Source organism: Flavobacterium sp. Root186, from assembly GCF_001428525.1.
Lineage (GTDB): Bacteria > Bacteroidota > Bacteroidia > Flavobacteriales > Flavobacteriaceae > Flavobacterium.
Window position 1 is genome coordinate 1 of sequence record NZ_LMHW01000005.1, and the last position, 20605, is coordinate 20605.

Here is a 20605-nt window from a genome sequence, read left to right on the forward strand (position 1 = left end):
TTATGAGTGGTGTACGTCTTTCGCGTGCTTACATCGAGCAAATGCTGAAAGCCAATTGGGGGAGGATCATTTTTATCTCCAGCGAATCGGGTGTACAGATCCCTGCAGAGATGATCCAGTACGGTGTTTCCAAGATTGCCCAGATCGGTTTGTCACGAGGGCTTGCCGAAATGACCGTCGGTACGGCCGTTACCGTAAATACTGTTTTACCCGGACCAACATCGACGCAGGCTATCACCAATTTTATGAAAGCAACCGCTGAACAGCAAGGCATCAGCGATACTGAAATGGAAAAAGTGTTTTTTACAACCATGAGAATTTACTTTATAAGAAATGGAAAAAGTGTTTTTTACAACCATGAGGGGAACGTCATTATTGAAGCGTTTTATCAAACCGGAAGAGATCGCCAATCTGGTGACCTACATTGCCAGCCCGCTTTCAGCAGCCACCAACGGCGCCGCGCTTCGGGCAGATGGCGGTGTAATCAAATCTGCATTTTAAATAATTACTAATAAGCAAATAAATATCATGAAAACAATTGGAATTATTGGCGCAGGCCATATCGGGCAAGCAATTGCCACGCAATTGCTGAAAATCAATGCTCCTCTTTTGATCAGCAATAGCAGGGAGCCTGAAACTCTCAAAGCTTTCATTGTGAAATTGGGCAAAGGTGTGAAAGCAGTGAGCACTATTGAAGCTGCTGGTCCAGATATTGTCGTACTGGCGCTTCCTTGGTGGGAAGTAAAGTCTCTCACCGGCCTGATCAACTGGAGTGGCAAAATCGTGATCGATATTACCAATGAGTTTATTGAGGATGGTAAAATCGCTGAGTTGGGCAATAAGACCTCAACCGGGATTGTACTGGAACAATTACCTGGCGCGCGTATCGTGAAAGCGTTCAATACACTTTTTGCTGCAAGAATCGCAGCAGATCCGGTGATTGGTGATGGTCGACGTGTCGCTTTTGTCGCCAGCGACGATCAGCATGCTAAAGCAGAGGTAGTTGAACTGATCAAATCAATCGGTTTTGCCCCGATTGACTTGGGTACACTTGCTCTTGGAGGCAGGCTTACCGAAGTCAAAGGCGTCTTTTCAGGAATTGACTTGGTCAAACTCTAAATTCAAAAATACTGGGGGACACAATTGTGTTCCCCTTTTTTTAAGTTCCTTATTTTGTGTCATCTTTTAACCGGCTTTAAACATACTGCGTATATTTTGCCTTATACAATTTTGAAAGTTTGCTGTCGGACAAAATGGACATAGTGGCATGAAGCTTCAATTTGGTCTGGTAAATAAATTACCAAGTCGATGCTTGGTCTGGTATTTTAAAAGTCATTCTAGTTAGTTCAACGCTCGAATGTATCTGTATCAATTCTTCTGGTACCGCAAGATAATGTGTCATAACTTTTTCCAGATTTAATTCATTTGTATTCCAAATGTTGTATTCGCTTATTTGTTCGGTAATGTCTCGGCCCTGAACAGTAATTGCATGTATAGCTTGATTATTTTGTCACCATTGTTTCATTGGCTAGTTGTTTTTTACCCCATTCGTGAACATGCTCTATAAACGGAATTAGCTCCAGTCCTGTCTCACTCAGCGAATATTCCACCTTAGGAGGAACCTCGTGATACATTTTACGGACGATTAACTCATCTGCCTCGAGCTCTCTTAAGGTTTGGGTTAGCATTTTAGTTGTAATGTCTGGCAGGGTCCTGCTCAGTTCGCCATACCGTAAAACTTTTTGCATTCCCAGATGCCAAAGGATCCGTCCTTTATATTTCCCTCCTATGCGCTTAAAAGCGTATTCGACGCCGCAATTCTGGATGCATTCTGGAATTTCAGATTTATTTTTCATTTATTTTTAATTTAATTATCTGTTAATCAGCATTAGATTCATTTTAGTACGTAAGATACAAAAAAGTACATACTTGACAAAAGTATACAAATATCCTAATTTTGCTCCAGTAAGGCAATAAAATAGTCTCTATAAAAACTAATGATATGAAAAATTCTGAAAATAAAGAAGTTGAGCAGGCCGCCCCATCAATGATGAAGGCGATACGCCAGTACGAATTTGGAGGTCCGGAAGTACTGCGTTATGAAGATGCACCGGTTCCAGAGTTGCTAAATGGAGAAGTGAGGATTCGAGTCCGCGCAATCGGACTGAATCCACCGGATTGGTATCTTCGCGAAGGATATAAGATGTTGCCTCCGGAATGGCAGCCACAGGTCCCATTTCCTGTAATACTCGGAACAGATATCTCTGGTATCATCGAGTCGGTAGCAGATGATGTCAATAATTTCGCTGTCGGCGACGAGGTCTATTCGATGGTCCGTTTTCCCAGCTTCGGACCGAGTAAAGCCTACGCAGAATACGTTACCGCTCCAGCTTCAGAAGTTGCAATCAAGCCAGCACGCATTGATCACGTACAGGCCGCTGCCGTACCGATGTCCCTGCTTACAGCGTGGCAATTCATGATTGACCAAGGCCATGATGTACAGAATCCACTACAGCCGAACAGGCATGAACCGGTGTCGCTCGAAGGCAAAAAAGTACTCATTAACGGTGCTGGAGGCGGTGTGGGACATTTCGCATTACAGCTTGCCAAATGGAAGGGGGCTTACGTGATTGCTGTTGCCTCTGCAAGGCATGAAGAGTTCCTGCGAGACCTCGGAGCAGACGAATTCATAGATTACACTAAGAATGCTGCCGAAGACCTAGTAACTGATGTCGATCTTGTGATCGATTCTGTCGGAGGGCCGGCCACCGGCAGGTTCTTGAGAACCCTGAAACGCGGTGGCGCTTTGTTTCCAATATTTCCCTTGGGTTTCTCTGACGCTGAAGAAGCGGAAAAACTTGGAGTAAGGGTATCTGCAACACAAGTGCGCTCAAGCGGAGCCCAGCTCAAGGAGCTAGGACAGCTGCTCGAAAATGGAACTATCCGCGTGGCCATTGACAGCACTTATGCGCTTGCCGATGCAAAAAGTGCGCATGAACGTGCGTCCAAGGGTAATATTCAAGGTAAAATAGTAATGACTGTAGGATGAGGGTAAATATTATGAGTATAGAGGAATTATATGACAGGACTTATATCAAAGAATTATTTGACCGTGTATCTGTCCTGGGAGACAAGAAAGATTTTCATGCCCAAGTACAACTTTTCACTGAAAATGCAGTGTCGGAAAGCTATGCAGGAGGCAAGCAGATTTTAAAATTGGAGGGACGAACAGAAATGGAAAAAGGCTTTAAAATTTTTCTTAGCAAAATCGAAACTGTGTATCATTTTAATGGCCAGCAGATAGTTGATTTAGATGGGGATGCTGCTCACGGGACGTGTTACTGTCTAATAACACTGATTGGGAATGATGGCGGACAAAAAACCAGAACTACTATAGGCGCCATCTATAAGGATGATTATGTACGTGAGAATAGTCAATGGCTTATAGCCAAAAGAAGAGGAATCTTCGACTGGCAGGAAAAACACAACGTCTAACGATTAAAAGCGGCAATAATACCGCTTTTATAAAAACAGTTTGAAAAAAAATATATACTTTACCAACCGAAGTAAAAGAGAAAATAGAAAGGAATTATCTTTCTGAATAACCTTAATCTCAATTGTCTCCTTACTGTGGAGACAATTGAAATTTATGGATAAAATAAACTGATTGTAGTTAATGTTTTATTGTCGGCAAATATTTCGCTCACGTATTTTGTATAATCAAATTATTTATTGCTGCTTGAAGCGGTTATTTTTCCTAACTGTAATCTGAAATCTGGTCTTTTAGCATCGAATATATCAACAAATGTTTCCTTATTATCACTTTTGGAGTGGACGTTAAAAAATATTGTGTTACCATACCAATGCTCCAAATCCTCATTGTTGCTGTTCCCTTCCGAAAGGATGTTTCCGTTGCATAGATTAAAGTACATTTCTTCAAATTTGATTTTCTTAAGATTAATATCATTAATCTCTGTTTTTCCATCTAATAAAACAGCAGGATTAAATCCCGAAACTACGCTTCGCTTCATTTCAAGAGAAGCATTTTCAGCAATATAGATAGCTTCCTTAACCAACCCAGACTGAATATCTGCATTTATATTTTCACTGTCATTTAACAGTGTAATATTGGCTGCTGCAACAAAAGTCTGTTTTTTAGTAAAATCTGTTTCGTTTTTATTTTCATATGATTTTACTTCTAAACTGCGCGAACCATCTTTGTTGCTTGATAAATATGAAGACCTTACCGCAAGTGAATTATATAAACGACATTGCGTTCCCTGAGTGAATTTATAGTCGTCGTTAATTGATTTATAAGATACAAATTTAGTAGCATTTACATCACCGCCATAAAAAGCAAATGAATTACCACCACAGTAGCTGACCATAATATTCTCTAATATGGTCTGACTGCCAACACCTGCAATTGTCAAACCGTTGAAAGTATCAGCACCTTTAATGTTTTTTCCGGCAAATTCGATTCTTACAAATCTTAAAATTCCGGAATTTGATAAAGAATTATCACCTCCGTAGGTGGTTAAGGAAGGATCAAGATCTAAGTTATAAGAACCAATATTTCCAAATTTATTAATAGGAGCATCACCAAGAACTACAATACCACCCCAGTCTCCTGCTTTTTTCATACTACGGTTTGAGGTAAATACAATTGGGTCGGTTTCTAAACCATCAGCTATTAGCTGTGCACCCTTTGTAATCACTAGTGTTCCTTTTGTTTCGAAATCCCCAATAATTAAAGTTCCGGGTTCGATTGTTAAAACGGCATTGTTAGTTACATATACATTTCCTTGCAAAACATATATATTCCTTTTGAGCAGTTTTGTATTAACAGAAATGTTTCCTGCCAAAATTTGGTTGGCTTCTCCATATTCTACTTTATGAGGTTTAAATTCAGACCAGTTGCTTAACCAGTTTGTATAACCTATAATTCCTTTTTCTTGTTGCGCATTCATACTTGTAACTATTAAAAGTACGCATATAATTTGAGTAATTTTTTTCATGACAAGGGCCTTTATATTAATTTTAATTTTTGAATTTGTTTAAACAATTACTTAAAATTGGTTATAAAATAATGCTTCAATTTTATAGTAAATAGAAGTTAATTCATTGATCTTCAAAAAAAGCTATCGAAACTTTTTATTAATGAACTATGAAATGAATATTTTTTTTTGAAGATTTTCCTTTTGTTTATAAATATGCTCTCTTATAAAAAAAGAAAGCATCACAGAAAATTTGGAATATAATTCAGCAAGAAAAGCTGAGTCCTAGAAGAGCTGATAAAGGTGCAGATAAGTGTGACGCTGAATTTGATAAATAGTTGCCATCCCATATAATGATCGGCTTTTAAAAATCTTAAAGTTTATTAATTTACTATAATAGAATGTTCTTAAAGTGCTGTTTTCTGAAGTTGTAGCACGATATTTTATTTTCTTTTTAACTTTAGTATGAATATCTACCTCTTTGGAGTCTGTTAAATTTACATATGAAATTATAGGTTTTTTAGAAGATAAAAAACTTTCCTGGCTGTGGTAAATAGCAGGTTCAACAGCATATCTACGAAATTCTGATCCACTTATAAAAGCGAGTAAGAAAAGTAAAAAAACAGCTATGAACTTTAATTTTTTCATTTACAGATTTGAGAATTATAATTGATCTCTAAAGAGACAGGGCTTATATTGGTTATGCAACAAATATAATCATTTTGAAAAAGTAAACGATTTTTAAAACAAAAAAAACAAAAAAATAAGGTTTAAATTGTTATTGTTTTGAAAGAGAGACTATTTACTGAAGTCAACAAAGATGATTTTTGATTACATTTTTTTGGCTGAATATCGTTTCTGCGTCAAATTATATTTTTGCAATCAAATTATCTTTTTTTATGTATCAACAAAATAGTTTTTTGATAAAATTTTTGTTTGAAGAATAAAAATAATGATATTCTAAATTTGAGCATCAAAATAAGCAAATATAAAATTTTCTTCGAATTTGTATATTTTATGATTGCATTTATAATACTGTTCACTAAATTTGTGGCGCTATGAAAAAATGGTTTACCACATTTTTGTTTTTATTTATCTTTCTGCTGGATGGACATGCTAATAGCAATACGCAAATTAGTCAATCTGCTCATCACAGGCTAAATTTTATAAATCCTTCTTTAGGATATTTCCATAATGAGAGTTATTTAGATACAGGCCATTCTTTCGAAACATTTAAAAGAAAAGCCATTCTTCTTGACAATGAAGAAACAGAAGAGAATTTTTCTGCTGTACAAAAGCTATTTGCAAAAAGCACTTATTTTTTAAGTTTTTTATGCCGTGATAGATTAACATCTTATTCGATTGCCTTTACAAAAAAGGTAAATTACCGCAAAATTTTTAGTTTACTCTATGTTGAGGTAAATGTCCTCTTCCAGGTTTTTAGAATTTGATTTTTAATCTGTAAGTATTCCCAATTACTTATAATCAATTGATTTATCCACTATTAAGCAATTTTCCTGCTAAATAAATGGATAAGATTTCTGTGGCCTTATTTTAAGGCTTTATTAAAAACAAAAAATTCATTTCGCTTTAAACGTTAAAATTATTATGAAGAGAATCCTCGTGCTTCTAAGCTTGATTGCTATGCTATTGAATACAAGCTGCAACTCTAAAAAGGAAGAAACAAAAGAAGAAAAAACCAAATTTTTGGTTACCAATCCAATAGAAAAAGATACAACTATAACCAAGCAATATGTATCGCAAATTCATTCCATCCAGCATATTGAGCTACGAGCCCAGGAACGCGGATATCTGCAAAAGATCTATGTTGATGAAGGTCAGACTGTCAAGAAAGGACAGTTGCTTTTTAAAATTATGCCGACTCTTTACGAGGCAGAATTAAAAAAATCTAAAGCCGAGGTTAGCTTTGCAGAGATAGAATATAAAAATACTAAAAAATTAGCCGATGGAAATGTGGTGGCTCCAGGTGAACTGGCTATGGCAAAGGCAAAACTGGAAAAAGCCAATGCCGAAATGTCCCTTAGTCAGGTTCATTTACAGTTTACTGAAATTAGGGCTCCATTTGACGGGATTATTGATAAGTTTCATGTCCGTCAGGGAAGTTTGGTTGATGAAGGAGAGTTATTAACAGAACTGGCCGATAACAGTTCGATGTGGGTATATTATAATGTTCCCGAATCTGAATATCTGGATTATCAAACACAGGCAAATAAAGGAAGTAAAATGAAAGTAAATCTATTAATGGCCAACAATCAAAGATTTGCATATTCTGGAATAGTAGAAACAATTGAAGCAGACTTTGATAATGAAACGGGTAATATTCCATTTAGAGCCACTTTTCCTAATCCAAAAAGATTACTAAGACACGGAGAAACAGGTAGTATTGAAATGCCAATTGAATTAAAAAATGCAATGCTGATTCCGCAAAAAGCCACTTTCGAGGTATTGGATAAAAAATATGTCTATGTTATTGACAAGGATAATACTGTAAAATCAAGAGAAGTTGTTATCATGGCGGAGTTGCCGCATCTGTTTGTCATAAAAGAAGGATTGTCAATACATGATCGGATTCTACTTGAAGGCTTGCGTCTTGTAAAAGAGAATGACAAAATCGACATCAAATTAGTGCAGCCTGAATCCGTATTGTCTCATTTAGAGCTGTATGCGGAATAACCGAATCTTTAAAATCAAAAAAAGACATGTTTAATAAATTTATACATAGACCCGTTTTTGCAATTATAATTTCGATTGTAATTGTCTTTATAGGTTCGCTTGCCATAAAACAGCTTCCTATATCGCAATTTCCCCAGATTGCGCCAACAACAGTAAATATTTTTATAGCCTATCCAGGAGCCAGTGCAGATGTATTGGTAAAATCAACTTTGATTACCCTGGAGAATTCTCTCAATGGTGTGGAAGGTGTTCGCTATATGGCAACCGATGCTACAAGCGCAGGAGAGGCAACACTCAGAATCATATTTGAACCTGGAACAGATCCTAATCAGGCTGTGATCAGGGTCAAAACAAGGGTAGATCAGGTAATGCCATTATTACCGGACCTGGTTCAGCGTGAAGGGGTTGTGATTACACCAATCCAGCCCAGCATGCTGATGTATGTCAACTTGTATTCAAAAAGCAAGAGTATAGATGAAAAATTTCTCTATAATTATGCTGATGTAAAAATGATACCAGAGATCTCAAGGGTAAAAGGGGTAGCAAGATCACAAATTTTAGGTAGTCGTAAATATGCCATGCGTGTATGGTTGAATCCGGAAAGGATGAGGGCTTACAAAATTTCTGTAGAAGAAGTTATGGAAGCACTGCAGGAACAGAGTATTATTGGCCGTCCAGGCCGCTTAGGGCAGAGTTCCGGAATTTCTGCACAATCTTTAGAATATGTCTTGACTTATAAAGGAAGATATAATGAGCCAAAACAGTATGAAAATACTATTATTCGAGCAAATGCAGAAGGACAGAGCATACATCTAAAAGATATAGCAACAGTGGAGCTGGGCAGTGAGTTTTTTGATATTTATTCCAATTTGGACGGGCATGCTTCTGCCGCTATTGTACTTAAACAAAACTACGGCAGTAATGCAAGTGATGTGATTAATGATGTAAAGGCCAAATTGGAGGAAATGAAAGCGAGTTTTCCTCCCGGAATGGATTATAAAATCAGCTATGATGTATCTAGCTTTCTGGATGCTTCTATTGATCAGGTAATGCATACGCTGCGTGATGCATTTATTCTGGTAGCTTTAGTTGTATTTCTTTTCTTAGGAGATTGGCGCTCCACTCTGATTCCCATTATTGCCGTACCGGTCTCTCTGGTTGGTGCCTTTTTTGTTATTCAAATGTTTGGAATGTCGATTAATTTGGTTACTCTGTTTTCATTGGTATTAGCTATTGGCATTGTGGTAGATAATGCAATTGTAGTTGTAGAGGCCGTCCACGCCAAGTTTGAGGAATTTCCTCTTATTACCCCTTATCATGCGGTAAAATTAGTTCTTGGAGAAATTGGTGGAGCCGTTATTGCCATTACAGCCGTGATGGTTGCCGTGTTTATTCCTATTGCTTTTATGACAGGTCCTGTCGGTACTTTCTACAGACAGTTCTCTGTCACCATGTCAAGTTCTATTATTATTTCGGCGATTGTTGCACTCACACTTACGCCGGTTTTATGTGCTATTTTATTGAAAAACAATCACGATAAACAAAAGAAAGGAAATGTATTAACTAAAGCCTTAGATAGTTTTAACAGATGGTTTGACAGGCTAACAGGCAGGTATGTGGCTGTTTTAAAATCTATTGTAAGTAGAAGATGGCTGACTTTTTTCATTCTAATTGGATTCTGCGCAGCAATATTCATTGAGAACCAAGTACTTCCTTCAGGATTTATTCCAAGTGAGGATCAGGGAACTATTTATGGAATTATTCAGACACCTCCCGGGTCAACTCTGGAAGTAACTAATGAAGTCGCGCACAGGCTTCAGAAAATCTGCGAAGAGGTCGAGGGAGTGGAGTCTGTATCGTCTTTGGCGGGTTATGAAATTATGACTGAGGGGCGAGGTTCTAATGCAGGAACATGTCTGATTAATTTAAAATCATGGTCAGACAGAAAACATACTGTAAAAGAAATTATGCAGGAACTAGAGGAAAAATCCCGAGATCTTGGTGCCGTAGTGGAATTTTTTGAACCGCCCGCAATTCCTGGTTTTGGTTCTTCAGGAGGTTTTTCTATGCGTCTGCTTGACAAGACCACAAGCACTAATTATCAGGAGTTTGATAAGATAAACAAGGACTTTATGGCCGAGCTTCGTAAACGCAAAGAACTCTCAGGCCTATTTACGTTTTTTGCCGCCAATTATCCGCAGTATGAGTTGGAGTTCAACAATGATCTGGCGATGCAGAAAGGTGTTTCCATTGGAAAAGCGATGGAAAACCTTAATATTCTAATAGGAAGTACTTACGAGCAGGGATTTATCAAGTTTGGCCGTTTTTTCAAAGTATATGTTCAGTCGGACCCTAAGTTTAGGAGACTACCGTCGGATGTTTTAAATCTTTTTGTAAAAAATGACCAGGGTGAAATGGTTCCTTATTCAGCTTTTATGAAACTTAAAAAAACGCAGGGTCCCAATGAGGTTACCCGCTATAATATGTATAACTCAGCTGCTATTCAGGGGCAGCCTGCCGCGGGTTACACTACGGCCGATGCAATTAAAGCCGTTCAGGAGGTATCGGCCAAAACGCTGCCAAAAGGATATGATATTGCCTGGGAAGGATTGTCGTATGACGAGGCAGGCAAAGGGAATGAGTCACTATATATATTTTTAGTAGTGCTGGCTTTTGTTTATTTTGTGCTTGCAGCTCAATACGAGAGCTTTATTATTCCTTTGTCTGTTATCTTATCCATTCCAATCGGGCTTTTGGGCTCTTTTGTCATATTGCAGATGATGGGATTGCAAAATGATATTTACGCCCAAATCGGGCTTATTATGCTGGTGGGCCTTCTGGGTAAGAATGCAGTATTGATTGTCGAGTTTGCGGTTCTGAAACATCATCAGGGAGCCACAATTTTAGAGGCGGCTATTGAAGGTGCCAGAGTGCGGTTCAGACCGATCTTAATGACTTCTTTTGCGTTTATTGCCGGACTGATTCCGCTAATTTTCGCCTCGGGTGCTGGTGCTATTGGTAACCGGACCATTGGAGGTTCTGCACTGGGAGGGATGCTTTTTGGAACAATATTCGGAGTACTCATAGTTCCTGGCTTGTACTATATTTTTGGTACACTGGCCGAGGGAAGAAAATTAATTAAAGGAGAAGAAGAAAGCTCATTGTCAGATGATTTCATGCATCATGTAGATGATTTTTCAACAAACGATCAAACGCTGGAAAATGAAGAATAATAGAAAAATAAGATACGCAGGTCTATCCTGCGTATTGTTGTGCTTAATTGGGTGTAAAACTCCTTCAGTTGTACAAAAAACTGAAAATAAGACCGTTCCGGCGCTTTATGCAGATACAGCTGCCGACACAATTAATACAGGAAAAATACAATGGAGAAGCTATTTTACAGATCAGAATTTGGTAACCCTTATCGAGACTGCATTACAAAATAATCAGGAACTCAATATCACTTTGCAGGAAATACAAATTGCCCAAAGTGAGGTAAGAGCCAGAAAAGGGGAATATTTACCTTTCATTGGATTTAACGCCGGAGCCAGTCTTGATAAATCGGGACGATACACCAGTACCGGGTCTGGCGAGGCCACTACTGAAATTATGCCGGGAAAAGAAACGCCTGACCCTTTACCTAATTATGGATTTGGAATTTCTGCATCTTGGGAAATTGATATATGGAACAAGCTTCACAACGCCAAAAAAGCAGCTTTGAACCGTTATCTGTCTTCTGTGGAAGGAAAAAACTTTGTGGTTACCAACCTGATAGCCGAAATTGCGAATTCCTATTATGAATTACTGGCACTTGACAATCAGCTTGAAATAGTAAATCAAAATATTGATATCCAGTCTAACGCATTAAGGGTTGTAAAAATACAAAAGGAAGCTGCCAGAGTAAATGAGCTGGCAGTTCGTCGTTTTGAAGCTCAAATTTTCAATACACAAAGCCTGCAATTTGAGATACGACAGGAAATATATGAATCGGAAAATAAAATTAATTTCTTGTTAGGACGTTTCCCTCAGACCATCGTTAGAAATGGCAATAGCTTCAATACGATGGTCCCTCCAGCTGTTCATGCTGGAATCCCATCTCAACTACTTGAAAATCGCCCTGACATTAAAAAGGCAGAAATGGAACTCATAGCTGCCAAGTTAGATATAAAAGTAGCTAAGGCTAAGTTTTATCCTTCTTTAGGGATTTCTGCAGGTATCGGGTATGAGGCGTTCAATACTAAATATTTACTAACTTCACCGGAGTCTCTAATGTATTCTGTAGCAGGTGACCTGATAGCGCCTTTAATAAACAGGAATGCTATCAAGGCAAGTTATATTAGTGCCAATGCCAAGCAGATTCAGGCTGTTTATAATTACGAGCGTACATTGGTAAATGCTTACATTGAAGTAGCAAATCAGCTGTCAAAAATTAAAAACACAGCGCAAAGCTATGATCTGAAATCAAAACAGGTTCAGGCGCTTAATGAATCGATAAAAATTTCGAATGATTTATTTAGTTCAGCCAGGGCTGATTATATGGAGGTTCTCCTTACACAAAAAGATGCATTGGAATCTAAATTTGAACTTATAGAAACCAAACAACAACAATTGAGCGCTTTTGTTACTATCTACAAAGCCTTGGGCGGTGGATGGAATTAATATTTTGCAATTACATCCATCAGAAAACAGACCTTCGTAAAGGAAGGTCTGTTTTTTACTTCAAAATGATAATTTTAATTAGATCAGAATATTAAATCCTTCGGGAAAATCGATTAAATAAAATGAATTTAGAAAAAACACTTATAAAAAAGGAGAACTTGGGAAATCTAGAGAAAGTACTTAACTCTTTACACAGCGATCATCAGCATTCATTAGAACTATGCTGGGCAATCAGGGTTGGAATTAAACAAAAAATTGACCCTGACAGAATTAAAAATTATGCGGATTGGTATTACAGCAATGAATTGGCCGCACATTTCGAGATGGAAAAGGAACACATTTTTCCAATATTGGGAATGGAAAATGAATTGGTAAAAAAAGCATTGACATTGCAGCGAAAAATAAAAAAACATTTTACAAAAAATATTTTAATTGAAAAATCATTAAGTAGGATTGAGGAAGATCTTGAAATACTAATACGATTTGAAGAGAGAAATATATTCGCATTCATAAGAAATAAGATGCCATCAAATCAAATTATAGCGAGTTTAAAAAACTATTCTCCTGAGCCAAATAGCCAACAATGGAACGATCGCTTTTGGCAATAAAATTCGTTAAATCCTTTGATCACTAATTTTTTCTACATTAAAAAAACAGAAAATATAACATTAGCTTTTTAAATATCTAATTTTGTTTATAATAAAAAAGACGCAATCTAAATGGAAAGACGCAAGATAATACATCGAAACTACCTTAAACTTATACTTATATCTTCTTTTGTTGGGCTCTGCGGGGCATTGCTCGCTTTTTCACTAAAGAAAATTACTGATTTTTTTGAACATTATCTATTTAATGCTGTTAGTAATTATTCAGTAGCAATAATTTTATTACCAACTATTGGAATTACCGCTATTTATTTTTTAAGAAAATATGTGTTCAAAAATCGCAAAAATAAAGGAATAACAGAAATTTATAAAACGCTTGATCAACGCAAGGATCACTTGCCTTTATTTAAAATACCTTCGCATTACATTAATGGTTTTCTGACGGTAATATTTGGAGGTTCCACTGGTATAGAAGTATCTACTGTTGTAGCTGTTGCCACTATTGGAAACTTTGCCTACAAAAAAAGATTATCAGCGCAAGTATACAAGAGAGAATTGATTTGCGCGGGGGTAACGGCAGGAGTGGCTATTTTATTTTGTAGCCCTTTGGCCGGTTGGTTATTTGCCATGGAGGTTATCGCAAGAAAAATAAGCAAAACATTGGTTATTGCCTGCACTTCTTCAGCACTGGTAAGCTGGTTATTTATTTCTTTATTTGATAATAAACCTTTACTTCTATATACTATTGTAGATTGGAATTGGAAGGCCTTACCTTATTTTATTATTCTAAGTCTTTTTGCAGCAGTATTAGCGGTTTATTTTACACTACTCGTCACCCGAATAAAAGGTCTTTTCGGAACCATTTCCAATAATTTCATACGTGTCAATTTAGGAGCTTTACTTGTTGGGCTATTAATTTATTTTTTTCCAAGCTTATATGGTGACAGTTACGATGCGCTTCGTGAGGTGCTGCATGAATCTATGACAACACCGAACGTTTCATTTTTTTTCTTATTAATTATCACTATTCTAAAGCCTCTGGCTGCCTCGCTTACACTTGGTGCGGGCGGTGATGGAGGCGTCTTTGCACCGAGCATTGTTTCCGGAGCATTCTTAGGACTACTGGTTGCATTTATTGGTAACAATTATTTTGGAGCAAATTTAATTCCGTTAAACTTTGCCTTAGTAGGGGCAGCGGCCACTTTATCTGCTTCTCTTTTTGCTCCCTTTACTTCTTTGGTTCTGATATGTAGCTTACTGCCAAACGGATATTTATTGTTTGCTCCTATTTTGCTGGGAAGTTTAATTTCTTATTTGTTTTCAAAAAAGCTTTTGCCTTACAATGTTTATTCGTATGATTTTTATTTGACAAAAAAAATCAATCAAATACTTTAAATACCTGTTATAACAAGTTCAGAAGTTTCACATAGCTAATTTTACATAAATCCAGTGCAGATCCATATTATTGGGAGTAAAATATAGCGTAAAATCGATGTGGCTTAAAATAAAAAAAATCCCATCTGGGGAAATGGGATTTATAACTGTATTTTTTTGATATTAATTCAAATTTTTACAGTTTGGTATACATAAGATATTTAATTTATTCCTCCACCTAAAGCTTTATAAAGCATAATTTGTGAATTTGCATTTTTTAATTGTATATCTACAAAATCCAGTTCAGCCTGCAGTTTGTTCTTTTGGGCACTAATAATTTCAAGATAATTGGCATAACCACTTAGATATAAGTTATTAGAAACATCGACAGCTATTTCAAGGTGTTCTATCTCTTTCGATTTATATTTTAAAATATTTTCAAAGGATTCTGTTCTGTTTAATAGTGCGCTTAATTCATTATAGGCTGTTGTTATAGTGTTTTGATACTGCAGGAAATATATTTCCTGACTTCTGTTAGCCGTAAAAAATTCATTTTTGATCTGCCCCTTATTAAAAACTGGAGCTGTAAGCCCACCAAGCAACTGCCATGCAAGAGAACCTGTATCGAAGAAAGTGGAAAAAGAAAAAGTATTAAACCCTCCGTAAGCACCTAAATTTATACTTGGAAAAAAGGCAGCACGTGCGGACTTTGCATCAGCATTTGAGGCACTCAATTCAAAATAGGCCTTTGATACATCAGGTCTTTTATGAATAATAGAATCGACACTTATTTTTTGATTCATTACTTCATGATGTCCAGATATAAAATCAGTATTTCTTTCAATACTGCCGCCATACTCTCCAAGAAGGTTAAGTATTGCTTTTTCTGTCTGGTCGATTTTAAGGTTCAATTGTTCTGCTTCTGTTAAGATGTTGTTATTTTGAGCGTTGAATTGCTGTACCGCTAACTCTGTTGCCTTTCCTACTGATCTTTGGGCAGAAATAATTTCTAATGCGCGATGTTGTGTATCGAGATTTTCTTTATAAATTATTGCCTGTTTATCGAGTGCAATAAGTTCATAATATAATTCTGCGATGTCGCTCAGCAGTTTTGTCTGTAATAAGCGAACCCCTTCCTTTGAAGCAAAATATCTTTGAAGCGCCGCTCTTTTGCGGTTTTTTAATTTTCCCCATATATCGGCTTCCCAGGAAACTTTTGAACCCAAAAATAAATTAGGCGTTACATCGGTTGCAATCCGTTGTTTTTCGCTAATGTTTTGCGAAAAGTTGGTGTCAAAATTCCCAACACCATCCATAGTGTATTTCCCGTAGTGGGTAGCTGACATATCGACCTGTAAATCAAGTGATGGCAAGAGGGAAAGCCTAGCGGCTTTAAGATTAGAATTGGCTATAAGGATCCGCTGTTCCATAATTAGATAATCAGGATTTTGGGCGATAGCCTTATCTAAAAGCTTTTGTAATTTGGGGTCTTTAAAGTACGTTTCTATTTTTAAGGGAACGAAAGTTTTAAAACCTTCTGTTGTTTTTTTGTTTTTTACATCAAAATTTTCGGGTAACGTTCTCGGGGTTAAATTTTCATTGATTTTTGGAGCAGAGCATCCTGTAACCACTAATATGCTTCCGTAAATTATATATCGATTTATGAAGTTTTTCATTTTAAAGTTTATTTTTTCATAGATTTTTCAAGTTTTGCAAACAGGATATAAAGTCCCGGTATAATGACAAGCCCAAAAAGGGTTCCGATCAGCATTCCCCCTGCGGCTGCAGTACCTATGGAACGATTTCCTACAGCACCGGCTCCGGAAGCGATACATAATGGTATCAGACCCGAAATAAAAGCAAATGATGTCATTAGAATAGGTCTGAAACGTAGTTTAGCCCCTTCAATTGCAGCTTCTGTAATATCACGTCCTTCCTTATTCTGTGCCATGGCAAACTCGACAATTAATATGGCGTTTTTGGCAAGCAGACCTATAAGCATCACCAGTGCCACCTGTGCATAAATATTATTGTCCAATCCAACCATCAACAAGGCCAGATAAGAACCAAAGACCCCAACAGGCAGGCTTAAGAGTACAGGAAATGGAAGAAGCAGACTTTCATATTGGGCAGCAAGAAGTAAATACACAAATAAGATACATAATGCAAAAATGTATATCGTTTGGTTTCCCGAGAGAATTTCTTCACGCGTCATACCCGACCATTCAATTTCGAATCTGCCCGGTAATTTTTCAGCAGCAATTTTTTCGACTGCTGCAATGGCTTCGCCAGAACTATAGCCTTCGGCAGGTTCACCATTTATCATGGCCGACATATACATGTTATATCGGGTTAAAACTTCGGGACCGTATACTCGTTCAAGTTTAATAAATGTAGAGAATGGAACCATTTCTCCGGCGTCATTTTTTAGGTACATATCAAGAATGCTTTCCGGATTTCTTCTAAACTGCGGACTTGCCTGCACCATTACTTTGTACATTTGAGAAAAACGAATAAAATTTGTTGCATAAAATGAACCTAACATGGTCTGTAGCGTTGACATGGCATTATCCACAGAAATTCCTTTTTTAGCAGCAAGATCATAGTCAATATGGATGAGATACTGTGGAAAAGTGGCATCAAAGCTTGTAAATGAGTTTAGTATTTCAGGTGATGCATTTAATACTTTAATGAAATTCTTAGTTACCTGATCTGTGTTATTTATACTTCCTCCTGATTTGTCCAATAATCTAAGTTCAAATCCACTGGTATTTCCAAAACCGGGCACAGTAGGGGGAGCAAAAATTTCAATCTGAGCATCAGAAATGTTTTTTGTTTTTTCACTAAGCTGTGTTATGAATTCGCTTACTGATATATCACGCTGTTTCCAGGCTTTCAGGTTGATCATTCCCATTCCATACGAAGCCCCTGCAATTTCTGTAACAACACTGTACCCTGCCAGCGTAGTAACATTATCAACGCCTTTTATTCCTTTGGCCAGACGTGTTACTTCATCGAGTACTTTTTCAGTTCTTTCCACGGTAGCTCCCTGTGGAGTAGTCACACTAACGTAAATCATGCCCTGATCTTCAGAAGGTATGAATCCGGAAGGAAGGAATTTACTAGATCCCCAGGCAAAAAAGCAAAATAGTACAAGTAAACCTATAGTTACAGAAGTTTGGTCAGCAAATTTGGTAAGTATTCTGATGTATCCGGACGTTACCTTGTCAAACCAGGCATTAAACCTACTGAAAAAACGATCCAATAATGTTCTCTTTGCACTATCAGGATTATGTGGTTTTAATAATATGGCACATAGGGCAGGAGTGAGGGTAAGGGCATTAATTCCGGAAATAACAATACTTATTGCCATTGTCAGTGAAAACTGCCTGTAGAAAACCCCTACAGGACCGCTAAGAAAGGCTACAGGAATGAATACGGCCGACATTACAATTGTTATGGCAATAACGGCGCCTGTTATTTCTTTCATTGCACTTATTGTTGCCGGCAACGGCGCCATATGTTCTTCCGAGATTTTGACATGGACGGCTTCCACAACGACAATGGCATTGTCAACTACAATTCCGATCGAAAGTACAAGAGCAAAAAGGGTAAGCAAATTAATAGAAAAGCCCATCATAGACATAAAGGTAAAGGAACCAATAAGTGCTACCGGTACAGCCAGAACTGGTATCAATGTAGAGCGCCAGTCCTGGAGGAATATAAAAACTACAAAAGCAACAAGAATAAAGGCTTCAATCAGCGTTTTTAAAACTTCATCAATTGAGGCATCCAGAAAACGTGATACATCATATGCAATATTAAACTCCATTCCGGGAGGAAAAGAACTCTTTTTGAGTTCAGCCATTTTTTCTTTGACACTGGCAATAACTTCAGATGCATTTGAGCCCGGACGCTGCTTTAGCATGATGGATGCTGACGGTTTTCCGTCTGTTTTGGAAACCATTCCGTAGCTCATCGAACCAAATTCAATTTTTGAAACATCTTTTAATCGTAAGACCGTTCCGTCAGCATTGGCCCTAAGTGGAATTTCTTCATATTGCTCAGGTTCAAAAAATTTCCCACCGTATTTAATTACATACTGAAGCTGGTTGTCAAGCTTTCCGGATCCTTCTCCGACTTTACCAGGTGCTGCAGAAATGTTTTGTTTTTGAAGTGACGCAATAACTTCATTAGCAGAAATATTATAAGAAAGCATTTTTTGAGGGTCCAGCCAAACCCGCATGGAGTATTCCTTCTGGCCCATAATTTCAGCTCTTCCAACTCCGTCTATTCTTTTAAGTTCCTGCAGGATATTAATATCGGTAAAATTGAAAATAAACTGCTCGTCCTGTGATTTTTCAGTGCTGGTAATATTTAAATACATCAACATACTGTTTACTTCTTTCTCGGTTGTAACTCCTGCCCGGATTACTTCTTCGGGCAGTTCATCAAGTATGGTAGTAACACGGTTCTGCACGTTTACTGCTGCCAGATCAGGATCGGTACCTACTTCGAAAAAAACCTGAATGAGTGTCAAACCGTCGTTTGAAGTTACAGTTGACATATATGTCATCCCGGGAACGCCATTTATAGCTCTTTCCAATGGCAGTGCAACTGCATTGGCAGAAACTTCTGCATTCGCTCCTGTGTATTTTGCCGTAACAGTTACTGAAGGAGGAACAATATCTGGAAATTGTGTTATGGGAAGCTGAAAAAGGGCAAGTAATCCTAGTAAAACAATTATAACCGATATGATTAAGGACAATATTTTCCTTTTGATAAACAACTCTATCATTTTATATTTTTTAATAATTATTAACTCATTACAATTTTTACAATGCCATATCTCTGATATTGATCTTATCGCCATCACGCAATGACTGCGTACCTTCCTGCACAATAAGATCGTTGTTTTTTAATCCGTCATTTAGAATATAAACATCATCTAAAGTGCTTCCAATTGTAATATTGGTCATTTTTATTAATCCTTCTTTATTAACTAGAAATACAAATTGTTTATCCTGTATTGAGAAAACGGCTTTTTGCGGAATCAAAACCACGTCTTCCCTAGGCTCGGAAATAATTAATTTTCCTGATGTCCCGTGTTTTATAAAGCCATTCGGATTATGGAATTTTGCTTTATATTGAATGGAACCCGTTTGTCTGTTTATTTCTCCATCGGCTGTTTTGAGTTCCCCTTTTTGGTTATATACTATTCCATTTGGTAATATCAGTTTTATATCTCCACTTTGTTTATTAAGTGTCTTATCTGTTATCATTTGAAAATAAATATCTTCGGGTATTGAGAAATACGCATACACATCATCTAACTGTGAAACTGTGGTCAACAAAGAGCCATTCTCTACCAAACTTCCTTCTTTAAACGGAATACGATCCACTGTTCCATCAAAAGGAGCTCTGATATTGGTAAAATTAATTTGTTGGTTTGTGGCTTTTTTTTCTGCCGAAGCATGAGCAACCTTAGCAGAAGCTGCTTCATATTTAGCCTTCGAGAGCTCGAGTTCTTTATCAGCTATTACTTTTTTGTCAAAAAGGGTTTGTGCCTGCTCCAGTTCAACTGCAGCAATTCTTAAATCTGCCATTGCGTTTTTATACACTGCCTCGGCTTTTAATAATTGTATTTGCAGTTCCGCATCGCTTATTTTAAACAATAACTGCCCTTTTTTTACTTTTTGACCTTCACTTACAAAGACCTTATCAAGTAAGCCTGGGATACGAACGTGTATTTCAACATTATTTTTTGCATGTACATCAGCGACAAATCGATTCGTAACTATCGTGTCTTTTAACTGTACCTTATAAACCGGCACTGTTTTTATATTTGCAGCCTTTTTCTTGTTTTTATTTCCACACGAGGCCAGTAATATAACAGAAAATATTGTTGGGAAAATTAATTTGATGATAGTGTTATTCATAATCGTGAATATATAATTAGACCGTCTCCTTATAATATTTATAAGGAGTACAGTAATGTTAGATTTATGTTTTGGATGGTAGTTTGTGCAGGTGAGACACTTAACCAAAATATTTGTACGACGGTACAATGCCTTTATAAAAAAAATATAAAGAGTTGTGCGGTATTAAATTACCAAAATAGAAAAGAAGAATTAAAACTAGAAAAGCTGATATAAATGTAGGTGTGTATGGCGCTCAATCTGATAAATTACAGCGACTCCGTAAATCAAATTACTTTTACAAATTAAAAAACTTAAAAATTTTGAATAATAAGGCGTTTTAATGTGACTACTTTCA

At 37.0% G+C, this 20605-nt stretch carries 16 protein-coding genes and 1 pseudogene; 11 read left to right on the forward strand and 6 right to left on the reverse strand.

The features are described 5' to 3' along the window. Window positions 1–41: 41 nt before the first annotated feature. From ASD98_RS24475 to ASD98_RS03320, 3 genes and pseudogenes are all read left to right on the forward strand, one after another. Window positions 42–197 (forward strand): annotated as a pseudogene (locus ASD98_RS24475) (SDR family NAD(P)-dependent oxidoreductase); the annotation flags it as partial. Between the two features lie 160 nt (window positions 198–357). After that, window positions 358–501: an SDR family oxidoreductase gene (locus tag ASD98_RS24480; RefSeq protein WP_255357653.1), complete on the forward strand. Its 144-nt coding sequence runs from the start codon at window positions 358–360 to the stop codon at window positions 499–501. A 27-nt stretch (window positions 502–528) separates the two neighbouring features. Then, window positions 529–1119, forward strand: a complete 591-nt coding sequence (locus tag ASD98_RS03320; protein WP_056200215.1) for an NADPH-dependent F420 reductase — start codon at window positions 529–531, stop codon at window positions 1117–1119. Between the two features lie 383 nt (window positions 1120–1502). Here the strand turns inward: ASD98_RS03320 and ASD98_RS03325 are convergent, their stop codons facing one another. Next, window positions 1503–1856 carry a helix-turn-helix domain-containing protein gene (locus ASD98_RS03325; RefSeq protein ID WP_056200218.1) on the reverse strand — a complete coding sequence of 118 codons (354 nt, stop codon included), beginning with the start codon at window positions 1854–1856 and terminating at the stop codon, window positions 1503–1505. 146 nt (window positions 1857–2002) lie between these two features. Here ASD98_RS03325 and ASD98_RS03330 point away from each other — a divergent pair, with 146 nt between their 5' ends. Continuing rightward, entirely contained in the window at window positions 2003–3049 is a 1047-nt protein-coding gene (locus ASD98_RS03330) for an NADP-dependent oxidoreductase (protein ID WP_199866267.1), read from the forward strand. An 11-nt stretch (window positions 3050–3060) separates the two neighbouring features. Further along, window positions 3061–3495 carry a nuclear transport factor 2 family protein gene (locus tag ASD98_RS03335; RefSeq protein ID WP_056200281.1) on the forward strand — a complete coding sequence of 145 codons (435 nt, stop codon included), beginning with the start codon at window positions 3061–3063 and terminating at the stop codon, window positions 3493–3495. A gap of 230 nt (window positions 3496–3725) precedes the next feature. Here the strand turns inward: ASD98_RS03335 and ASD98_RS03340 are convergent, their stop codons facing one another. Then, entirely contained in the window at window positions 3726–5018 is a 1293-nt protein-coding gene (locus ASD98_RS03340; RefSeq protein ID WP_056200221.1) for a hypothetical protein, read from the reverse strand. A 264-nt stretch (window positions 5019–5282) separates the two neighbouring features. Continuing rightward, window positions 5283–5645, reverse strand: a complete 363-nt coding sequence (locus ASD98_RS03345) for a hypothetical protein (RefSeq protein WP_056200226.1) — start codon at window positions 5643–5645, stop codon at window positions 5283–5285. A 410-nt stretch (window positions 5646–6055) separates the two neighbouring features. Between ASD98_RS03345 and ASD98_RS03350 the strand changes: the two genes are divergently transcribed. The 6 genes from ASD98_RS03350 (at window position 6056) to ASD98_RS03375 (ending at window position 14350) form a co-directional block, all read left to right on the forward strand. Beyond that, window positions 6056–6448 carry a hypothetical protein gene (locus ASD98_RS03350; protein WP_056200228.1) on the forward strand — a complete coding sequence of 131 codons (393 nt, stop codon included), beginning with the start codon at window positions 6056–6058 and terminating at the stop codon, window positions 6446–6448. A 157-nt stretch (window positions 6449–6605) separates the two neighbouring features. Continuing rightward, window positions 6606–7691 carry an efflux RND transporter periplasmic adaptor subunit gene (locus ASD98_RS03355; RefSeq protein ID WP_056200231.1) on the forward strand — a complete coding sequence of 362 codons (1086 nt, stop codon included), beginning with the start codon at window positions 6606–6608 and terminating at the stop codon, window positions 7689–7691. 26 nt (window positions 7692–7717) lie between these two features. Next, window positions 7718–10924 carry an efflux RND transporter permease subunit gene (locus ASD98_RS03360; protein ID WP_056200233.1) on the forward strand — a complete coding sequence of 1069 codons (3207 nt, stop codon included), beginning with the start codon at window positions 7718–7720 and terminating at the stop codon, window positions 10922–10924. Continuing rightward, on the forward strand, window positions 10914–12350 hold the full coding sequence (locus tag ASD98_RS03365; protein ID WP_056200236.1) for a TolC family protein: 1437 nt from the start codon (window positions 10914–10916) through the stop codon (window positions 12348–12350). Before ASD98_RS03360 ends, ASD98_RS03365 begins: the two co-directional genes overlap by 11 nt. Window positions 12351–12472: 122 nt before the next feature. Next, window positions 12473–12958, forward strand: coding sequence for a hypothetical protein (locus ASD98_RS03370; protein ID WP_056200239.1), 486 nt, complete (start codon window positions 12473–12475; stop codon window positions 12956–12958). A gap of 111 nt (window positions 12959–13069) precedes the next feature. Then, a complete protein-coding gene (locus tag ASD98_RS03375) occupies window positions 13070–14350 on the forward strand; it encodes a chloride channel protein (RefSeq protein ID WP_056200240.1) in 1281 nt (426 codons plus the stop codon). A 200-nt stretch (window positions 14351–14550) separates the two neighbouring features. Here ASD98_RS03375 and ASD98_RS03380 read toward each other — a convergent pair whose 3' ends face one another. From ASD98_RS03380 to ASD98_RS03390, 3 genes are read right to left on the reverse strand one after another with little or no spacing between them, the layout of a single operon-like run. Then, on the reverse strand, window positions 14551–16005 hold the full coding sequence (locus tag ASD98_RS03380) for a TolC family protein (protein ID WP_056200243.1): 1455 nt from the start codon (window positions 16003–16005) through the stop codon (window positions 14551–14553). Between the two features lie 8 nt (window positions 16006–16013). After that, window positions 16014–19127, reverse strand: coding sequence for an efflux RND transporter permease subunit (locus tag ASD98_RS03385; protein WP_056200246.1), 3114 nt, complete (start codon window positions 19125–19127; stop codon window positions 16014–16016). Between the two features lie 37 nt (window positions 19128–19164). Next, window positions 19165–20268, reverse strand: a complete 1104-nt coding sequence (locus tag ASD98_RS03390) for an efflux RND transporter periplasmic adaptor subunit (RefSeq protein ID WP_056200249.1) — start codon at window positions 20266–20268, stop codon at window positions 19165–19167. Window positions 20269–20605: the final 337 nt, after the last annotated feature.

What these genes read in the sequence shown, in the direction of transcription:
- ASD98_RS24480 (WP_255357653.1), top strand. Translation starts at nt 358, where the DNA reads ATGAGGGGAACGTCATTATTGAAGCGTTTTATCAAACCGGAAGAGATC.
- ASD98_RS03320 (WP_056200215.1), top strand. Translation starts at nt 529, where the DNA reads ATGAAAACAATTGGAATTATTGGCGCAGGCCATATCGGGCAAGCAATT.
- ASD98_RS03325 (WP_056200218.1), bottom strand. Translation starts at nt 1,856, where the DNA reads ATGAAAAATAAATCTGAAATTCCAGAATGCATCCAGAATTGCGGCGTC.
- ASD98_RS03330 (WP_199866267.1), top strand. Translation starts at nt 2,003, where the DNA reads ATGAAAAATTCTGAAAATAAAGAAGTTGAGCAGGCCGCCCCATCAATG.
- ASD98_RS03335 (WP_056200281.1), top strand. Translation starts at nt 3,061, where the DNA reads ATGAGTATAGAGGAATTATATGACAGGACTTATATCAAAGAATTATTT.
- ASD98_RS03340 (WP_056200221.1), bottom strand. Translation starts at nt 5,018, where the DNA reads ATGAAAAAAATTACTCAAATTATATGCGTACTTTTAATAGTTACAAGT.
- ASD98_RS03345 (WP_056200226.1), bottom strand. Translation starts at nt 5,645, where the DNA reads ATGAAAAAATTAAAGTTCATAGCTGTTTTTTTACTTTTCTTACTCGCT.
- ASD98_RS03350 (WP_056200228.1), top strand. Translation starts at nt 6,056, where the DNA reads ATGAAAAAATGGTTTACCACATTTTTGTTTTTATTTATCTTTCTGCTG.
- ASD98_RS03355 (WP_056200231.1), top strand. Translation starts at nt 6,606, where the DNA reads ATGAAGAGAATCCTCGTGCTTCTAAGCTTGATTGCTATGCTATTGAAT.
- ASD98_RS03360 (WP_056200233.1), top strand. Translation starts at nt 7,718, where the DNA reads ATGTTTAATAAATTTATACATAGACCCGTTTTTGCAATTATAATTTCG.
- ASD98_RS03365 (WP_056200236.1), top strand. Translation starts at nt 10,914, where the DNA reads ATGAAGAATAATAGAAAAATAAGATACGCAGGTCTATCCTGCGTATTG.
- ASD98_RS03370 (WP_056200239.1), top strand. Translation starts at nt 12,473, where the DNA reads ATGAATTTAGAAAAAACACTTATAAAAAAGGAGAACTTGGGAAATCTA.
- ASD98_RS03375 (WP_056200240.1), top strand. Translation starts at nt 13,070, where the DNA reads ATGGAAAGACGCAAGATAATACATCGAAACTACCTTAAACTTATACTT.
- ASD98_RS03380 (WP_056200243.1), bottom strand. Translation starts at nt 16,005, where the DNA reads ATGAAAAACTTCATAAATCGATATATAATTTACGGAAGCATATTAGTG.
- ASD98_RS03385 (WP_056200246.1), bottom strand. Translation starts at nt 19,127, where the DNA reads ATGATAGAGTTGTTTATCAAAAGGAAAATATTGTCCTTAATCATATCG.
- ASD98_RS03390 (WP_056200249.1), bottom strand. Translation starts at nt 20,268, where the DNA reads ATGAATAACACTATCATCAAATTAATTTTCCCAACAATATTTTCTGTT.